Here is a 14,577-nt window from a genome sequence, read left to right as displayed (position 1 = left end):
TCAAGGGTAGGGGAGAATGATGTTGTCCAACCAGAGCACACGGTGGCTGCCTGCGATCGCAATCCTGACCGCGGTCGGGATCCCCGCCCAAGCCTGGGCGCAAACCCAGGACCAGGCTGGTCCTGGTGCCGGGCATTCGCCCCAGGCCCGCCCGCCGGGTGTCATTCGCCAAGCGCCGGCCCAGGGTGGGCAGCCGGGCGGCCAACCCCATGTCCAGATTCCGCGGCAAGCCGGTCCCATGGCCGGCCAGCCGCAGGGAGCACAGCCGGGCGCACCGCCGCGGGCTGCCATTGCCCCTCAGGGACGCCAGCCTGCGCCGGTGGCGCAGCAGGGACGTCCGCCGGGAGCCGGTCAGGGCTACGCAGCGGGCCACGGGCCGGGCCCTGGTCCGGCGATGGTCGGGCGGGGACCGGATGCGCGTTATGCGCACGGCCGGGTCGCGGTGCGCGACTATGGTGGGCAGTCTTATCGCGGCCGGGTCGGCTGGGAGGGTGGCCGATGGCGGCACGAGGTTCACAATGGCCGTCCGGGCTGGTGGTGGGACGTCGGTGGCGTCTGGTACTATTATCCCGAGCCCATGGAAGGACCGCCGACCTACGTGTCGGAGGACTATGCTGACGATGTGGTCTATGCGCCGTCGGCGGCCTACGAGGCGCCCCCGCCGGTCGCCTACGAGCCGGCGGCGCCGCCTCCGGCCGAAGTCGATCCGGGCGCCAGCGCGCTCGGGGGCGCGATCATCGGCGGGGTGCTCGGCGGTATCCTCACCGGCAAGGCGGGCGGTGCCGCGGCGGGCGCCGTGCTTGGTGGTGCCACCGGGGCGATCGCCGGCGCTACGGCTGCGGCGCGACCGGGCTATTATCTGTCGCAGGGCAATTGCTACTATCGATATCCGTCGGGAGAGTATGTCGCGGTCGATCCGCGCTCCTGCTACTGAGCCGCCGCCGGCGGTCGGAGCGCTGCGCTGAGCTTGGTTGGCCGCTGCGGAGTTGTGGCCGAATCTCCGCAAAGCTCCGGAGCAGGAGTGGGAGCGAATCTTGATAGACTCCGCTTCATCGTTCGAGAGGTGAGAGCTCCTGGGCCATGACCAAGGCGTCCAAGCTGGTTGCCGCCAAGGGCGGAAGGGTTCTCCTGGTCCGGCGCCGGGCCGACGGGCGCTGGATGTTTCCGGGTGGCCGCAAACGCGCGCAGGAGACGGCGAAGGACTGCCTGAAGCGCGAGATCAAGGAGGAGCTTCCCAAGCTTAAGCTCGGCCGGCTGCGGCTATGGAAGGAAGTCACCGCCAAGAACAAGCGCTCGGGTCGCAAGATGAGCGATGCCATCTTCATCGCCAAGCATGCCAAAGGGCGCCTGGAGATCGGAGACAAGAAGGAGATCGACCGCGCGGTGTGGCAAAAGCCCTACGGACTCAGCCTGACGCCGACGTCGCGCTACATCCGCGACCAGCTGTTTCCACGAAAGCCGGACTGAACCGTCGCGGGCTGGGAACATCCCGGCCGCCTGGGCGTTATCTGCCCATGCCTTACGATAACACAGACAGACAGCCTCGCGTCCTCACGCCGGAAGAGCGTCGAGCGCGTGACGCCAGCCGCAGGGCTGATGCCGAACAAGCCATGCGCGAGCATGAGGCGGCCCAGCGCGCCTTTTACGCCAACCGCGAGCGGCTCCGGGCCGAGCGTCTGGCCCGGGAGGCCGCCGCCAAGTCGGGCTGACGGGAGTTCCTGTCAGCTTGCCTTGCGGCTCCGGAATGCGTTCGCCATCCGCAGAAACGCTTGATCCAGCAACGCATACATGTCGCCCGTGATGTCGCAATCGAACATCGCGCGGCGCATGCACGTCATCCATTCGTCGCGCTCGGCGTCGCCGATCGGATACGGACGGTGCGCGGACATGATGCAGCGATGTTCGGCCCGCTCGAAATAAAGCGCCGGCCCGCCCAGCCATCCACTGAGAAATTCGAACAGCAACTGCTTGATCGGACCAAGATCGGCGTCGTGCATCGCGCGGATGCGGCTGGCGCCGGGCTCCTGGTCCATGATGGTGTAAAAGCGCTCCGCCAGACGGCGCACGCCGGCCTCGCCGCCTACGAGCTCATAGGGCGTCGCCTCGTTCACAACTGCTTCTGCTTCGTTAGCCGAATTCGCTGCCGTCATCGCATCTCGTTTCCGCTCGCCCCTCTGCAGCCAACAAGCGGCAGAGGTATGGCGCCTTGATCTGGATCAAGCGGGAAAACGCGCGTGCGTTCGGGCTAGCGGATGCTGGCTTTGACGAGGCGCTGCCGGTCGGTGTCGGCGGCGATCTGGCGCAGCGTCTGTCGGAGCAGAGCGAGATCGACCGGCTTGGAGAACGGCGGATAGACGTTCAGGCCGAGGATCTTGCCGGCGCGGACCGTGACGTCGCGGGTCTGATCGTCGGAGCCGCTGATGATCAGCACCGGCGTGCGGGACTTGATGTCCGCCAACAGCTGCAACACCTCGGTGCCGGAGCGCTCACCGAGATTGAGGTCGAGCGTGATGCATTCGAAGTTGCGCCGGCGCAGCACGTTCATCGCGCCGTCGACCGAGTTCACGCCGGTCGTCGCAAAGCCCGCCTGCACGGCGATCTTGCGCAGGATCGACAGATGAACGTCGGCATCTTCGATCACGAGAAGTTCGTTCAGCATGGTCCCCGCGCGGCTGGTGTGTCGGCTACAGATGGACCTGCGGAACTTAAGAGGGGGTTTCTGATTTCCTCGTAAACATCGGGTCCCGTAGAACAACGGAAAATCTGCACGCTATCCGCCATTGCCGGCGCCCGCGCGGAACAGCTCAGAACGGCCGACGGCTCGGCATGGCTTTGGAGGAGCCCCGCAGATCGGTCATCTCTGCCGAATCGGCCGGAGGCAGGCGACCGCCCGGCCGGCGCCAGTGCTCGACATGCAGAAGGATGCCGGCCACCAGCAGCGGCGCGACGGCGGCCACCGCCAGCAGCGGCGACAGCGGCTTGGGCGTGATCATCTCCATCGTCATCTCGCAGACCATCCAGATGGCTGCGGACGCCAGCACGAAGTCGCGGGAGGGGATGCGGAGCCAGTACAGGAAGCCGGCGATGATCGCGGCCGGCGCAATGATCGGGCCGATCATGTAGAAGTTCAGCTCCGGCGGCGTCACGGCGTCGAGGACCATCGATGCCAGCAGCCACAGGCTGAGGAACATCACTACGCCGTCGACGTATCTCATGGCCAACCTCCGCCGCGACATTTTGGCGCAATCTTTGTCCGGTTTATGGCTGTTCCGTCAAGGGCCATGGTGTCCAGGGCCGATTTGCAGCCCGATCCGGCGGATTTTCGCCTGTGGCCCGGATCCCGGCGAGTTCCTGGTTCCACGGCCATCCCCTGCTCAATCCGCCGAAAACCCGAACGGAACCGACGACGTCCTGAAATCGTCCGGCAGGATCTCGCGCCCGATCGGCGGCGCCGAGCGTGCGGCGCATTTCGGCCGGTGGCAGACCCGGCAGGCGACCCCGATCGGGGTCGGATCGTTGGCATCGGGCCCGTGGCCGTCGCGGGTGTAGATCAACTGTCCCGCATGCTCGGCAGCGCAGCCGACCGCAATCGCCCGCTCGACGCGCACCGCGCCATAGGAGCCGCCGCCGGCGGTCACCGTGCGGGCGATCGAGAAGAACCGGCGGCCGTCGGGCAGCTCCAGCCATTGCGTCACGATCTGGCGCGGCGTCTTGAAGATGCCGTGCACCGACCACAGCGGGCAGGCGCCGCCATGGCGCGCGAATGGGAAGCCGGCGCCGTCGAGCAGCTTTGACACGTTGCCGGCGGGATCGACCCGGATCAGGAAGAACGGGATCCGCTCCGCGCCCGGCTTCTGCAGGGTGGTGACGCGATGCGCGGTCTGCTCGAAGCTGGTGCCGAACTGGCGCGCCAGTGCCTCCAGATCATACGCCCGCGCATCGACCGCTTTCGCAAAGATCGAATAGGGCATGATGATCGCCGCCGCCGCGTAGGCCGCGAGCGCGCGGCGCGCCAGCAGCTCGGCGGTCTTGCTGGCGAACTTGCCGTCCTCCAAGGCCGCGCCGATCTCGGTGTCGAGCTCGAGATAGGCGAGCTGCCGGGCGAGCTCGAATTTCAGGCTCGCGCTGTCCAGTGAATCCTCGATCAGTAGCTGCCGGCGGTGCAGGTCGAGCCGCCTGAGCGAGCCGAGCATCACGTTCGGTGGCATGTAGCGGACCTGCAGATTGTGCCGCGCGCGAAACCGCTCGATGAAGCCGGCCGGTCCGGCGGAGACCTGCGGAGCCCCCGTCGGCGCCCCATGGAAGATCGCCTGCGCCAGCCGCTCGGCGGCATCGTCGAGCTGGGCAAAGTTGTTGCTGCGGGCGGCGAGGAAGCGGCGGACGTCGGCGACGGGATCGTTGGCGTCGAAGCCGTCATTGCCGACGCGCGGCGCGCTGCCTGCCGGCGCCGGGGCGCGCTGCTCGGCCAGCGCGAGCTGCTCCTCGCGATACGCCGTGTAGAGGCGCAGGAACGCCTCGGCCATGCCGGGATAGCTGACGGCGAGGTCGGAGATCTCCAGCGCGGGAATGTCGATGTCTGAGAACATCGGGTCCTTGAGCACCGACTGCATCCGCGCGGTATGGTCGGCGCCGCCGTCGCCGGCGAGATCGGCCAGGTCGATCTTGTAGGTCCGCGCCAGCCGCAGCAGCATGTCGGCGGTGACCGGCCTCTGGTTGCGCTCCAGGAGCGCGACGTAAGGCGCTGAGATTTCGAGGTCCGCGGCCATGTCGGCCTGGGTCAGGCCGAGCTCGCGCCGCAGGCGGCGCAAGCGCGGGCCCATGAAGATCGATCGTGCCGTGGCGGTGGTCATGGCCATATCCCGGTCTTGTAATCTCCTTACAGCTATACACGAGAAGTTTGTAAAGTGTGACAAGTTTTCTGCGCAATGTCTGGTCCGTCGTCCCGGGCTGCTTACAACAGGTCCCAGGTTGTCCTTAACCAAGGGATCACGGACATGAACTTCCAACCGCGTGGACTGAACGACCAAGCCCTCCAGGGCCCCGCGTCCTACCAGGCCGAGGTCGAGGCGGCGCGCGCGCTGCTCGAGACCCAGCCGACCTGGAACGGCGTCACCGCCGAGGCCGTGGCGCGCATGCGCCTGCAGAACCGCTTCAAGACCGGTCTCGACGTTGCCCGCTACACCGCGGCCGTGATGCGCGCGGACATGGCCGCCTATGACGAGGACAGCACCAAGTACACCCAGTCGCTGGGCTGCTGGCACGGCTTCATCGCGCAGCAGAAGCTGATCTCGATCAAGAAGCACTTCGGCCGCACCGACCGCCGCTACCTCTATCTCTCCGGCTGGATGATCGCGGCGCTGCGCTCGGAGTTCGGCCCGCTGCCGGACCAGTCGATGCACGAGAAGACCTCGGTGCCCGCGCTGATCGAGGAGCTCTACACCTTCCTGCGCCAGGCCGACTCGCGTGAGCTCAACGATCTCTTCCGCACGCTCGACGCGGCCCGCAAGGCCGGCGACAAGGCGAAGGAAGCTGAGATCATCGGCAAGATCGACGGCTTCCAGACCCACGTCGTCCCTGTGATCGCCGACATCGACGCCGGCTTCGGCAATGCGGAAGCGACCTATCTGCTCGCCAAGAAGATGATCGAGGCGGGCGCCTGCGCGCTGCAGATCGAAAACCAAGTCTCGGACGAGAAGCAGTGCGGCCATCAGGACGGCAAGGTCACCGTGCCGCATGACGTCTTCCTGGCCAAGATCCGCGCCTGCCGCCACGCCTTCCTGGAGCTCGGCGTCGAGGACGGCATCATCGTCACCCGCACCGACTCGCTCGGCGCCGGCCTGACGCAGCAGATCGCCTTCTCCAGCCAGCCGGGCGATCTCGGCGACCAGTACAACAGCTTCCTCGACTGCGAGGAGGTGACGCCGGCGACCGCGCGCAGCGGCGACGTCATCATCAACCGCGACGGCAAGATGATGCGCCCGAAGCGGCTGCCCTCCAACCTCTACCAGTTCCGTCCCGGCACCGGCGAGGACCGCTGCGTGCTTGACTGCATCACCTCGCTGCAGAACGGCGCGGACCTGTTGTGGATCGAGACCGAGAAGCCGCATATCGAGCAGATCGCCAAGATGGTCGACCGCATCCGCAAGGTGATCCCGAACGCCAAGCTGGCCTACAACAACTCGCCGTCGTTCAACTGGACCCTCAACTTCCGTTGGCAGGTCTATGACGCGATGAAGGAGGCGGGCCAGGACGTCAGCAAGTACAACCGCGCCGAGCTGATGAAGGCGGAGTACGACGACACCCCGCTGGCGAAGGAAGCCGACGAGCGCATCCGCACCTTCCAGGCGGACTCGGCCAAGCGCGCCGGCATCTTCCACCACCTCATCACCTTGCCGACCTACCACACCGCTGCGCTGTCGACCGACAACCTCGCCCGCGAGTATTTCGGCGAGCAGGGCATGCTGGGCTACGTCAAGAACGTCCAGCGCGCCGAGATCCGCCAGGGCATCGCCTGCGTCAAGCATCAGAACATGGCCGGCTCCGACATCGGCGACGACCACAAGGAATACTTCGCCGGCGAGAAGGCCCTGAAGGCCGGCGGCGCGCACAACACGATGAACCAGTTCGGCTGAGCTTGGCCGACTGAGGACTGACAGGACCCGTCTGGAGCTGACAGCTTCAGGCGGGTCTCGCTTTTTGGGGACGCGCCTTGTAGCTGTCGCCGATCGTGAGCCTGGAAGCTTGAGGTCGCCTCTCTCCACGCCGTCATGGCCGGGCTTGTCCCGGCCATCCACGTCGTTCGGCGGACGTGGATCGACGTGGATGCCCGGGACAAGCCCGGGCATGACGAGCAACAAATTGGTGCCGGACCGTGTGGCTGAGGACGTCATTCTCCTACGCGACCCTCTCGCCCCGTCGCGCGGTGCCCTCAGCGCTCCGCCAGCGCCAGCCTCGCACCAAGCAACGCAAAGCCGCCGGCAAAGGCGCGGCGCAGCCAGGCCATCACGCGGGGCCGGCTGACGACGCGATCGCGCACGGCAGCCGCGAACAGTCCGTAGACCACGAACACCGCGAACGTCATCGCCATGAATGTCGCCGACAGCTCCAGCATCAGCGCCAGCGGATGCGGCACATCGGCCGCGATGAACTGCGGCAGGAAGGCGAGGAAGAAGATCGACAGTTTTGGATTGAGGATGTTGATCAGGAAGCCGGTCAGCACCACCCGCCCGGCCGAGCGGGCGTCCGGCTTCGCATCGTCCTTCGTCTCGACCGACAGCGCACCGCGCTCGCCCAGCGTCTCCCAGGCCATGTACAGCAGGTAGGCGACGCCGCAATATTTCAGCGCCGCAAACGCCAGCGCGCTGGTGTGCAGCACGGCGGCAAGCCCGACGATCGCGGCCAGCATCGCCGGAAGGATGCCGAGCGTGCAGCCGAACGCGGCGGCGATGCTCATCCGCGAGCCCTTCGTCAGCGCCACTGCGAGCGTGTAGAGCACGCCGGTGCCAGGCGAGGCGACCACGATCAGCGAGGTCAGCAGGAAGGCAGTGGATATCGGCGGGCTCCCAGGGTCGCGGTTGTTCAGGCAAAGGGCAGTCGGCGCATCTCAAATCGGCCTCCATCATTCCACGGCGCAGCGGCGGACGATAGAAGGAGGCCGGACACGGGTCGGTGACGACCGGGCGAGCCATCGTGTGCGTCGTCGTCGAGGGCGCGCAGCGGGTGATGCGGGCAGGGGGCGCGTTCATTCGTCATCGCGACGCCTGTCGCGCCCGAACTGTTGCGGTCGTTTCGCCCCCCCAGCAAACAGAGGGCGCGGGGAATGCCGGGCTGCAGGCCGCAACCCATGGCCCGCCTGCAGAAGAAAAAGCAGGCGGCAGTCACCACAGGTTCAGCCGGATCAACCCGGCATTCCCCGCGCGATGGTCTTCACGCTTATACGCGATCTCCCCGGTGTCCGGCTTGATAGCCACCGTCGCCCGTGGGGGTCATCATCCCCCAGGACTTGGCGCCAGCGTCGGGGCGCCAGGACCACGCGATTTCACGTCCGCAAGGAGCCGTTCGTCCGCGCACTATCCAAGCACGCTGCGACCCACCTGCGGCCACCGCATCCCGCGCCCAACGTCCGTGACGATCGCGAAGCGCCCCTCTCGAGGAGCACGGGATGGACGCAGTCAGCCATGGAATTCGGAAAAAGTGAAGTAGAATATTTTTGGCGAGGGGACTGGACAGGGGTGATCGCCTTGAGGGACCTGATGAAATAAGTTTTTCCGCGCATCCTCACGGCAACTCTGCTGGAAAGCGCAGCGCCGTCGCGCCATGATCCGGTCCCAAGAAGGCTCAACGACCACTGCAACTCATGCGAGCATTGCGTGACGGGACGACAGCGAATGTGGCCGGCACGCAACGAAGTCGGCTTTTTGTTAGTTGTTTCTATTCCCCCTGAGGTTGCGGCTATTGTTCCCCAGATCGGCCCCTGCTACCCCTGGGATTAACGACAGTAGGGGTGCTGTGGGGGCTCAAATGAACGGTTTGCGTCGGATGGCCGGCTGGCTGGCCATCGTTGGAGGGGCGTGTCTTGGCGGGTGTGCTGCGCCGCTTGCGGTCAACAGTGTGACCGACGTCAGGTCGACGACGGGCAGCCGAGGGATCGACGTCTACGAGCCGAAGCGCCGCACCGACGCAAGCGTGCCCGAGTTCGCGGGTGACCAACTCGTGGAAGTGCGAACGTTTCACAATCCCGGCGGGGGAGGCGAGGTCGAGATGGCCGGAGCGTCCTGCTCACTGGAAGCCTCCGGCTTCAGCGCAACCATGACGAGCCCCGCGAAGGTGCGCGTGCCGCTCTATCGCGGACAGTCGAGCACGCTTGCCGTGACCTGCCAGAAGCCCGGCTATCAGAAGCGGATGATCACGGTCGCGCCCTTTGATTCGACGCGCCAGGCGCGTCTCGCCAGCGGCATCAACGGCGGAATCCTCGGCGCGGTCATCGTGGCCGGCATCGACGCCGCCGCCGACAACACGAAGAACGACTGGCGCTATCCCGTGGCGAAGGTCGTGCTGGAGGCCGATGCCGCCGGGAGGTGATGGACAGAGCTTTCGGTGTTGCGCCGCCATGACCTTGCTTGTTGCGGCAGTCGCTGTGGCATTTTCTCGATAGGTGAGCCATTCGGCTTGGATGATTAGGACCGCTGGGCCATAGCCCAAAGGCAGGTGCCTGTATGAGTCCATCTCTGTTCGGAGAGCGCGGGACCGAGGCCTGGCCATTGGGTGGTTGGGGGGCTTTCTGAGTTACGTGACAACGCATTCAATTGATTAGATCACGCGCGGAAGGATATGTTTCACTGGAATGCGGGTGATGAGGAGTACGATAGATGTCCCTCTATGATCCTATTAAACGACGATTGCAGTCGGTTACTGAAAGTCAGCTCATTCTATCCTTCGACGAAATGGAACAGATGATCGGCCAAGCCCTTCCGAGTTCAGCCCGGAATTACGATGCGTGGTGGAGCAACGAGGGCCCGGACCGCACAAGGCATGTGCAAAGCAAGGCATGGACGACCCTGGGCTTCAGTGCAGAAGTGGATAGAGTTCGTCGTCAAGTTACCTTCAGACGTCGATGATATCACGATGTCTGATCCCAGCTAAGATGTCGCAGATGACCTGCCCCTAAGAATTTCCTCCAGAGGGATTAAGGGTCCGCCCTGACGAAGGACGGACAGATGAAGTGGAAGCGGTTCACGGAAGAGCAGATCATCGCGGTTTTGAAAGAGCACGAGGCCGGTGCGAAGACGGCCGATCTGGCTCGATCTGGCTCGCAAGCACCGCAAGCACGTAATTTCTGAATTTGGGTGACAGGAATTTGGGTGACGGAATTTGGGTGACAGTACACTAATTAACTTGGTGAAAGCGACGGCTACATGCTGGCCGGCCGCTGCAACCTCGGCAGGCGCCATGCGTGGCGACGGCGCGTCGCCGGACACTGAACCCTGGAGTGGACGACCATGAGAGCCCTCGCGCTGATCCCCCTGATCGCATGCCTCGCCGGCTGCGGGATGGTCGACGCCATTCAAAACGGACTTGCCTACAGCCGGGCTGTCGAAGCCGACCTCCTCGCCGAAACCGGCGTGCGTCCCGCAGTCGGCTTTAACTGGAACAACGGCACGTTGACGTCGGTCATGGTGACCTTCCCCAAGCTCTACACCGCCAAGCCGCTGCCGGAGCTGTCGGAGAAGGTCCGGGCCGCGGTGATCAAGGAATTCAAGCAGAGCCCGAAGCAGCTGGTGCTTGGGTTTGCGGTGAGCGGGTGAGGGGCTAAGGCAGTGCGGCCGCGTTACCTGACGTCGATGGAAGTTTAGTGCACTGTCACCGTAACCTCGCAGAAGCCCGGCTATCAGAAGCGCATGATCACGGTCGCGCCCTATGACGCAACACGCCAGGCGCGCCTGGCCAGCGGCGCCAACGGCGGCATCCTCGGCGCGGTCATCGTAGCCGGCATCGACGCCGCCGCCGACAACACGAAGAACGACTGGCGCTATCCGGTGGCGAAGGTGGTGCTTGAGGCGGATGCCGCCGGGAGGTGATGGGCGGAGCTTTTGTCATGGGCGCGCGGTTACGGTAGTTGCGGTGACGGTGCATGGAATTGGAGGAGTTGGGGGCGGCGCACTCAATCGAGGCGCAGAAACGATATCTGATTAGTGTCACCGTAACTTCTCACCGCAGCTTCGGGGCTGGTGTCGAAATAGAAGAACGTGGACCTCCTCACTTCATAGGAAGACTTGCCGTGCTTGATCAGGCGAACGAGAGTTTGGGTCGCATCCGCCATTGAGTCCGCACTATACCGCCGAGTGCAAGAGGGGTCTTGCGCGGGTATGCCGCCCATCTATTTCGAGAATTTCACCGAACCAGATCCGCAGCCCACACGGTAGTGTTTGAGAAATTCGCGGAGGGCTGCAGTAGACGTGGTGGCATTATAAGGATCACGATAGCCCATTTGCTCGGCAATCAACATATTGCACTTGATTGTGGTCGGAACGATCGCTGGGTCGATCGCGCCCTGATTGATGAGTTCCGCGATATATTCAAGCCGAACAATAAAACGACCGACGTCCTTCATCTCCTCTGGATCGGTCGGAGGGAACGTTAGCTTCGAGGTCAGGTTGGCATCGAAGTAGCTCATCACGACGGCATGAGTGAGGGACTGTTTAGAAGTCCGGAACGACATCCCACCAACGATGACCGTTGCTAGAACACTCGCTGCTGCGGCCACAAATGACCATCGAGCGGCGTTTACCGCGGGATCCGGCGACACAAGCAGGCTCCTTTCGATGATGATGAGCATTTGATCCAAGTCGCCCTGATCATCTGGACAGGATCCTATTCTTCCGCCCGCCCTTTGGTAGTTGCCTGTGGAACGGGCGGCTGCTGTTCAGCTTGCTTTTTGAGATGTTGCTCCATTATGGCAGTGACCGCTCGCTTTGGTCCAAAGTAGATCGGCTCCATTTTATCCAGCAACTCACTCATTGCTTCAGACACACAAAGAATCTCCTCTGGAAATGAGGCGATTTCACTTACGCCGAGAGCAGGCTGCTTCCATTTTGCGCGCGTATCAAGCCTATGAGGTTTCAGGCTCGGATACACTTCGTCTGACTCGAGTTCGGCGTCCGACAGCTTCATTATATCGGAAAGGTCTTCTCCGCCCTGAAGGAAGTGGTGTGCCATTCGCACACGTTTTCCATTTAGCTTAAGGAGCCGGCTTCTGATGGCTGACCAACTATTTTGACAAACAGAAAATTGCGTTTCCAACACAAAGAGCTCGTCTATGATCTGGATCCATGTCGGGAACGAATTGATCGAATAAAAGATCAGTCCTGCTTTGTCCGCGGGAACGTCCAGCAGGAAAGCAGCAACGTAGACTAGATGACCTTCAAGCCTCGACCACAATGAAATATTGCGGCCTATCATTTTGAAGATTTGCTCTTTTATAGCCCTGTTGTCGTTTTCAAACTGGTCATGCAACTCCTGCGCCTTTGCTTCTTCTCCCCCCACGGTTTCCCCCTTCCCAGCAACTGGCACGATCAACGGGTAGTCGCATTGATTGCTCACTAGAACGAGCGGAGCAAGCCCATTCTCTCGATATCGGGTCATCTGCGAAAGTTTTTCAGCGGCTCGGAGGTTTCTTGATCTCGGGAACGGTCGGCTTCCCCACTGAGACTTCTTTGGTTGCCTCTCGTCGCGCGGGGTGAGTATGGGAATTACGGTGACGGTGCACTTAATATTTCTGATGGGGTGGGTTAGGGGGAGACTCATGAAGCCCCTTCTGATCAACTTGATGACCCGATGATGCCCTTGCGCTGCAAGTCGTCAAAGATCGCTGCGACGGAGCTCGACGCATTTGCGCCATCGCCGACGAACAGAAGGCCGCCGGCGTTGACCTGACCATTTCCAACCCAGAGGTTTCGTCCGGTGCTTGCCTCAAGAAGCCGCGCCGTGAACGTGGTCTGACGCTTGTAGCGGTAGGTCGGCGTCGCGGTGGCAACCACCATGCCTGATGACGTCCCATTCATGGATATGGTCGACGTGTTGCCGAAGGTGTTGACGGTACCGATCGAGCTCGATGTTCCGGTGTATTGGCCCGACAAGATCGTCCCGGCGTATTGTTGCTGCACACCGCTATCGCCCACGCTGATGACGAGGACGCCTTCAATCGCGTCACGCGCGAGTCCCTGTTGAACCTCGGCATTGGTGTAGGTCCGTGTCGGCGGAAACAGCATCAGCGCGTCGTCAGCGACGACGCCGCGTTTCCGGGCCTCCTCAGCGATGTTGGTCTGAATGCTTGATACGAGAGGGCCGGGTCCGGAGACGTAAGCGACCATGCGGCCGATCGGCTTCGCCGGCAATTGTCGGTCGGCATATCCCTGCATCGATGTCGTGATGCAGCCCGACAAGGCAATTGCAGCCAATGGAATCGCGACGACTGTTCTTGCCCAATTCATCGAAACGCCCCGGCAATAAATCAAAGACTGCAACGCTCGATTGTGCCTTGGATTGGCCGAACAAGCCAGTCGGCATGTGGACAACTTTACGCCGTCGTCATCCCCAAAAACCGCTTCACGGTGGCGCGGCACAAAGATGGAGCTATGCGGCGCCGCTTCCGGCGCACGGCCCCTGGCGCCGATGGTGGCTTGATGATCAGGCCTTGCCCTGTGGGAAGCGCGAGAATAGCGACGCCATGCTGAGAGGCCCAAGCGTCGAATGCACGCTTCTGGGCCTCGTAGCGGACGAAACCATAATCGTCGAGCAGAACCGGGGCGCCTGGCTGGAGCTTGCTCCAGAAGTGGTCGATGGCCGCGATCTCGGGCGTGACATTGTTCATGTCGATCGACAGATAAGCGACGGCATTGATGTCGACGGTCGACAGGCTAGATGGGACACTGCCACGAATGATTTCGACGTTGTTGTATTCGGCGAAGTTGCGAACGGCATCCTCATAGATGTCGGTCTTGTACATCTGTCTGAAGTAGCCGAGGTTGCCGCTTGCGACCTCCTCATCAGTGACGAGGCGCTCGTCGACACCGGTAAACGTATCAAACAGAAAAAATCGACGTTGGAGGTTGTTCCAGTCGAGATAGTGCATGATTGAAGAGCTGAGCATGCCGCGACATACGCCGCATTCGACGAAATCGCCGCCAAGGCTGACGCCGATGCTGGCGCACCAGAGCGCAACGTGCGTCCGCCAGAAATAGCGAGGCTCATAGCCCTCGGCGGCGGCGCCACGTTCGTAGGCGGCGACGAAGCGGGGATCCCGCATGAAGTCATGGTTGTGCACGATCGCGGGATCGGTTCGCAATCCCGCGTAGTCGTATACGGGCGTGTAGAGCCGGGGGCCGGCAACGTCCGGCGTGGAGGGCTCGCTCGAGTTGGTGCCGTCGTTCGCTCCGGCCAGTTGTAGCTTGAGCTTGATGAGCTCGGTCGACATCTCACGAAGCGCCAAACTCTCGCGCTGCAGGTTCTGGAGATAGCTGGCCGATACCGTCTCCGTCGGTTCGCTGGCTTGCGAATCCGTTCGGACTTGATCCTCACCTTCGTTGCGCTGCTCGCTTGCATGTCCATTGCGGGCCGACGAGACCAGCTGATGGAGCGTCGATTGGCGAATGAGTTGGAAGCCGACGCCGTTGAGCAGCCGGTTGATCACGGCGCCATAGCTTGCAGACATGCTGGCTCCACTGGCGTGAACGCCTTGCGAAAAAGGCCTTACCGGAATTCGATAAAAATGACTTGCGATACCTTTGGTTGTCGACCTTAGCACCCTGCTTGCGCAGACTGCAATTCCGGCGACATGATCGAGCTGACGCGCGGTGATCGTGCAGCTTCCTCGTGACATCGCCTGGGTGGAAGAGATCATGGAGACGTCTCGCCAGCTTCGCGCGAGCATCGTAGCCAAGGAAATGACTGAGGATTCAAAGCCGCGTGAGGATCGAGGGCGTTTGACTCATTGAGTATGAAATCGAGTTCCGATCGAGACGCATCCAGGCTGCCGCTTATGGGCGATCGAGGCCACGCATCGTCTACCGATGTTCCGAC

The 14,577-nt window shown here is 62.9% G+C and carries 17 protein-coding genes and 1 pseudogene; 9 read left to right on the top strand and 9 right to left on the bottom strand.

Annotated features, from left to right (window positions below):
• Positions 1-16 precede the first annotated feature (16 nt).
• The 3 genes from QX128_RS01735 to QX128_RS01725 all read left to right on the top strand — a co-directional run bounded on the left by QX128_RS01735 (position 17) and on the right by QX128_RS01725 (position 1,709).
• Entirely contained in the window at positions 17-934 is a 918-nt protein-coding gene (locus tag QX128_RS01735; protein ID WP_410053119.1) for a hypothetical protein, read from the top strand.
• A 146-nt stretch (positions 935-1,080) separates the two neighbouring features.
• A complete protein-coding gene (locus QX128_RS01730) occupies positions 1,081-1,467 on the top strand; it encodes an NUDIX hydrolase (RefSeq protein ID WP_315800053.1) in 387 nt (128 codons plus the stop codon).
• A 47-nt stretch (positions 1,468-1,514) separates the two neighbouring features.
• The gene (locus tag QX128_RS01725; RefSeq protein WP_315800052.1) at positions 1,515-1,709 is read left to right on the top strand and encodes a hypothetical protein; all 195 of its coding nucleotides are present in this window, start codon (positions 1,515-1,517) and stop codon (positions 1,707-1,709) included.
• A gap of 12 nt (positions 1,710-1,721) precedes the next feature.
• Here the strand turns inward: QX128_RS01725 and QX128_RS01720 are convergent, their stop codons facing one another.
• The 4 genes from QX128_RS01720 to QX128_RS01705 form a co-directional block, all read right to left on the bottom strand.
• Positions 1,722-2,150, bottom strand: coding sequence for a group II truncated hemoglobin (locus QX128_RS01720; RefSeq protein WP_316164804.1), 429 nt, complete (start codon positions 2,148-2,150; stop codon positions 1,722-1,724).
• A 95-nt stretch (positions 2,151-2,245) separates the two neighbouring features.
• Positions 2,246-2,659 (bottom strand): response regulator, encoded by a 414-nt coding sequence (locus QX128_RS01715; protein ID WP_315800050.1) that lies wholly within the window; start codon positions 2,657-2,659, stop codon positions 2,246-2,248.
• A gap of 145 nt (positions 2,660-2,804) precedes the next feature.
• Positions 2,805-3,215: a hypothetical protein gene (locus QX128_RS01710; protein WP_316236532.1), complete on the bottom strand. Its 411-nt coding sequence runs from the start codon at positions 3,213-3,215 to the stop codon at positions 2,805-2,807.
• Positions 3,216-3,374: 159 nt separating this feature from the next.
• Positions 3,375-4,850, bottom strand: coding sequence for a short-chain fatty acyl-CoA regulator family protein (locus QX128_RS01705; protein WP_316236531.1), 1,476 nt, complete (start codon positions 4,848-4,850; stop codon positions 3,375-3,377).
• A 144-nt stretch (positions 4,851-4,994) separates the two neighbouring features.
• Here QX128_RS01705 and QX128_RS01700 point away from each other — a divergent pair, with 144 nt between their 5' ends.
• Positions 4,995-6,632 (top strand): isocitrate lyase, encoded by a 1,638-nt coding sequence (locus QX128_RS01700; protein WP_316236530.1) that lies wholly within the window; start codon positions 4,995-4,997, stop codon positions 6,630-6,632.
• Positions 6,633-6,928: 296 nt separating this feature from the next.
• Here QX128_RS01700 and QX128_RS01695 read toward each other — a convergent pair whose 3' ends face one another.
• Positions 6,929-7,552 (bottom strand): LysE family translocator, encoded by a 624-nt coding sequence (locus QX128_RS01695; protein WP_316236705.1) that lies wholly within the window; start codon positions 7,550-7,552, stop codon positions 6,929-6,931.
• Positions 7,553-8,538: 986 nt separating this feature from the next.
• On the opposite strand from QX128_RS01695, the gene QX128_RS01690 reads away from it, so the two are divergent.
• The 5 genes and pseudogenes from QX128_RS01690 (at position 8,539) to QX128_RS01670 (ending at position 10,577) form a co-directional block, all read left to right on the top strand.
• Positions 8,539-9,081, top strand: coding sequence for a hypothetical protein (locus tag QX128_RS01690; protein WP_316236529.1), 543 nt, complete (start codon positions 8,539-8,541; stop codon positions 9,079-9,081).
• A 287-nt stretch (positions 9,082-9,368) separates the two neighbouring features.
• On the top strand, positions 9,369-9,617 hold the full coding sequence (locus QX128_RS01685) for a hypothetical protein (RefSeq protein ID WP_316236528.1): 249 nt from the start codon (positions 9,369-9,371) through the stop codon (positions 9,615-9,617).
• 99 nt (positions 9,618-9,716) lie between these two features.
• Positions 9,717-9,803: pseudogene (locus QX128_RS01680) on the top strand (transposase); the annotation flags it as partial.
• Positions 9,804-9,998: 195 nt separating this feature from the next.
• Positions 9,999-10,304 carry a hypothetical protein gene (locus QX128_RS01675; protein WP_316236527.1) on the top strand — a complete coding sequence of 102 codons (306 nt, stop codon included), beginning with the start codon at positions 9,999-10,001 and terminating at the stop codon, positions 10,302-10,304.
• Positions 10,305-10,397: 93 nt separating this feature from the next.
• A complete protein-coding gene (locus QX128_RS01670) occupies positions 10,398-10,577 on the top strand; it encodes a hypothetical protein (RefSeq protein ID WP_316236526.1) in 180 nt (59 codons plus the stop codon).
• Positions 10,578-10,876: 299 nt separating this feature from the next.
• On the opposite strand, the gene QX128_RS01665 is transcribed toward QX128_RS01670, so the two are convergent.
• The 4 genes from QX128_RS01665 to QX128_RS01650 all read right to left on the bottom strand — a co-directional run bounded on the left by QX128_RS01665 (position 10,877) and on the right by QX128_RS01650 (position 14,398).
• Entirely contained in the window at positions 10,877-11,335 is a 459-nt protein-coding gene (locus QX128_RS01665) for a hypothetical protein (protein WP_316236525.1), read from the bottom strand.
• Positions 11,336-11,370: 35 nt separating this feature from the next.
• Positions 11,371-12,075: a hypothetical protein gene (locus QX128_RS01660; protein ID WP_316236524.1), complete on the bottom strand. Its 705-nt coding sequence runs from the start codon at positions 12,073-12,075 to the stop codon at positions 11,371-11,373.
• A 242-nt stretch (positions 12,076-12,317) separates the two neighbouring features.
• On the bottom strand, positions 12,318-13,022 hold the full coding sequence (locus QX128_RS01655; protein WP_316236523.1) for a hypothetical protein: 705 nt from the start codon (positions 13,020-13,022) through the stop codon (positions 12,318-12,320).
• Positions 13,023-13,075: 53 nt separating this feature from the next.
• Complete coding sequence (locus tag QX128_RS01650; protein ID WP_316236522.1) at positions 13,076-14,398, bottom strand: TylF/MycF/NovP-related O-methyltransferase; 1,323 nt, start codon at positions 14,396-14,398, stop codon at positions 13,076-13,078.
• Between the last annotated feature and the right edge of the window lie 179 nt (positions 14,399-14,577).

This window comes from Bradyrhizobium sp. SZCCHNR1015, assembly GCF_032489875.1.
Lineage (GTDB): Bacteria > Pseudomonadota > Alphaproteobacteria > Rhizobiales > Xanthobacteraceae > Bradyrhizobium.
The sequence above is the reverse complement of the archived record's forward strand: the minus strand, read 5'-3'. Positions and strand labels throughout refer to the sequence as shown.

Bases quoted from the DNA above. Each gene is read 5' to 3' on its own strand.
- QX128_RS01700 (WP_316236530.1), top strand. From the start codon at position 4,995: ATGAACTTCCAACCGCGTGGACTGAACGACCAAGCCCTCCAGGGCCCC.
- QX128_RS01710 (WP_316236532.1), bottom strand. From the start codon at position 3,215: ATGAGATACGTCGACGGCGTAGTGATGTTCCTCAGCCTGTGGCTGCTG.
- QX128_RS01715 (WP_315800050.1), bottom strand. From the start codon at position 2,659: ATGCTGAACGAACTTCTCGTGATCGAAGATGCCGACGTTCATCTGTCG.
- QX128_RS01650 (WP_316236522.1), bottom strand. From the start codon at position 14,398: ATGATCTCTTCCACCCAGGCGATGTCACGAGGAAGCTGCACGATCACC.
- QX128_RS01720 (WP_316164804.1), bottom strand. From the start codon at position 2,150: ATGACGGCAGCGAATTCGGCTAACGAAGCAGAAGCAGTTGTGAACGAG.
- QX128_RS01690 (WP_316236529.1), top strand. From the start codon at position 8,539: ATGGCCGGCTGGCTGGCCATCGTTGGAGGGGCGTGTCTTGGCGGGTGT.
- QX128_RS01735 (WP_410053119.1), top strand. From the start codon at position 17: ATGATGTTGTCCAACCAGAGCACACGGTGGCTGCCTGCGATCGCAATC.
- QX128_RS01685 (WP_316236528.1), top strand. From the start codon at position 9,369: ATGTCCCTCTATGATCCTATTAAACGACGATTGCAGTCGGTTACTGAA.
- QX128_RS01705 (WP_316236531.1), bottom strand. From the start codon at position 4,850: ATGACCACCGCCACGGCACGATCGATCTTCATGGGCCCGCGCTTGCGC.
- QX128_RS01670 (WP_316236526.1), top strand. From the start codon at position 10,398: ATGATCACGGTCGCGCCCTATGACGCAACACGCCAGGCGCGCCTGGCC.
- QX128_RS01725 (WP_315800052.1), top strand. From the start codon at position 1,515: ATGCCTTACGATAACACAGACAGACAGCCTCGCGTCCTCACGCCGGAA.
- QX128_RS01675 (WP_316236527.1), top strand. From the start codon at position 9,999: ATGAGAGCCCTCGCGCTGATCCCCCTGATCGCATGCCTCGCCGGCTGC.
- QX128_RS01665 (WP_316236525.1), bottom strand. From the start codon at position 11,335: ATGCTCATCATCATCGAAAGGAGCCTGCTTGTGTCGCCGGATCCCGCG.
- QX128_RS01730 (WP_315800053.1), top strand. From the start codon at position 1,081: ATGACCAAGGCGTCCAAGCTGGTTGCCGCCAAGGGCGGAAGGGTTCTC.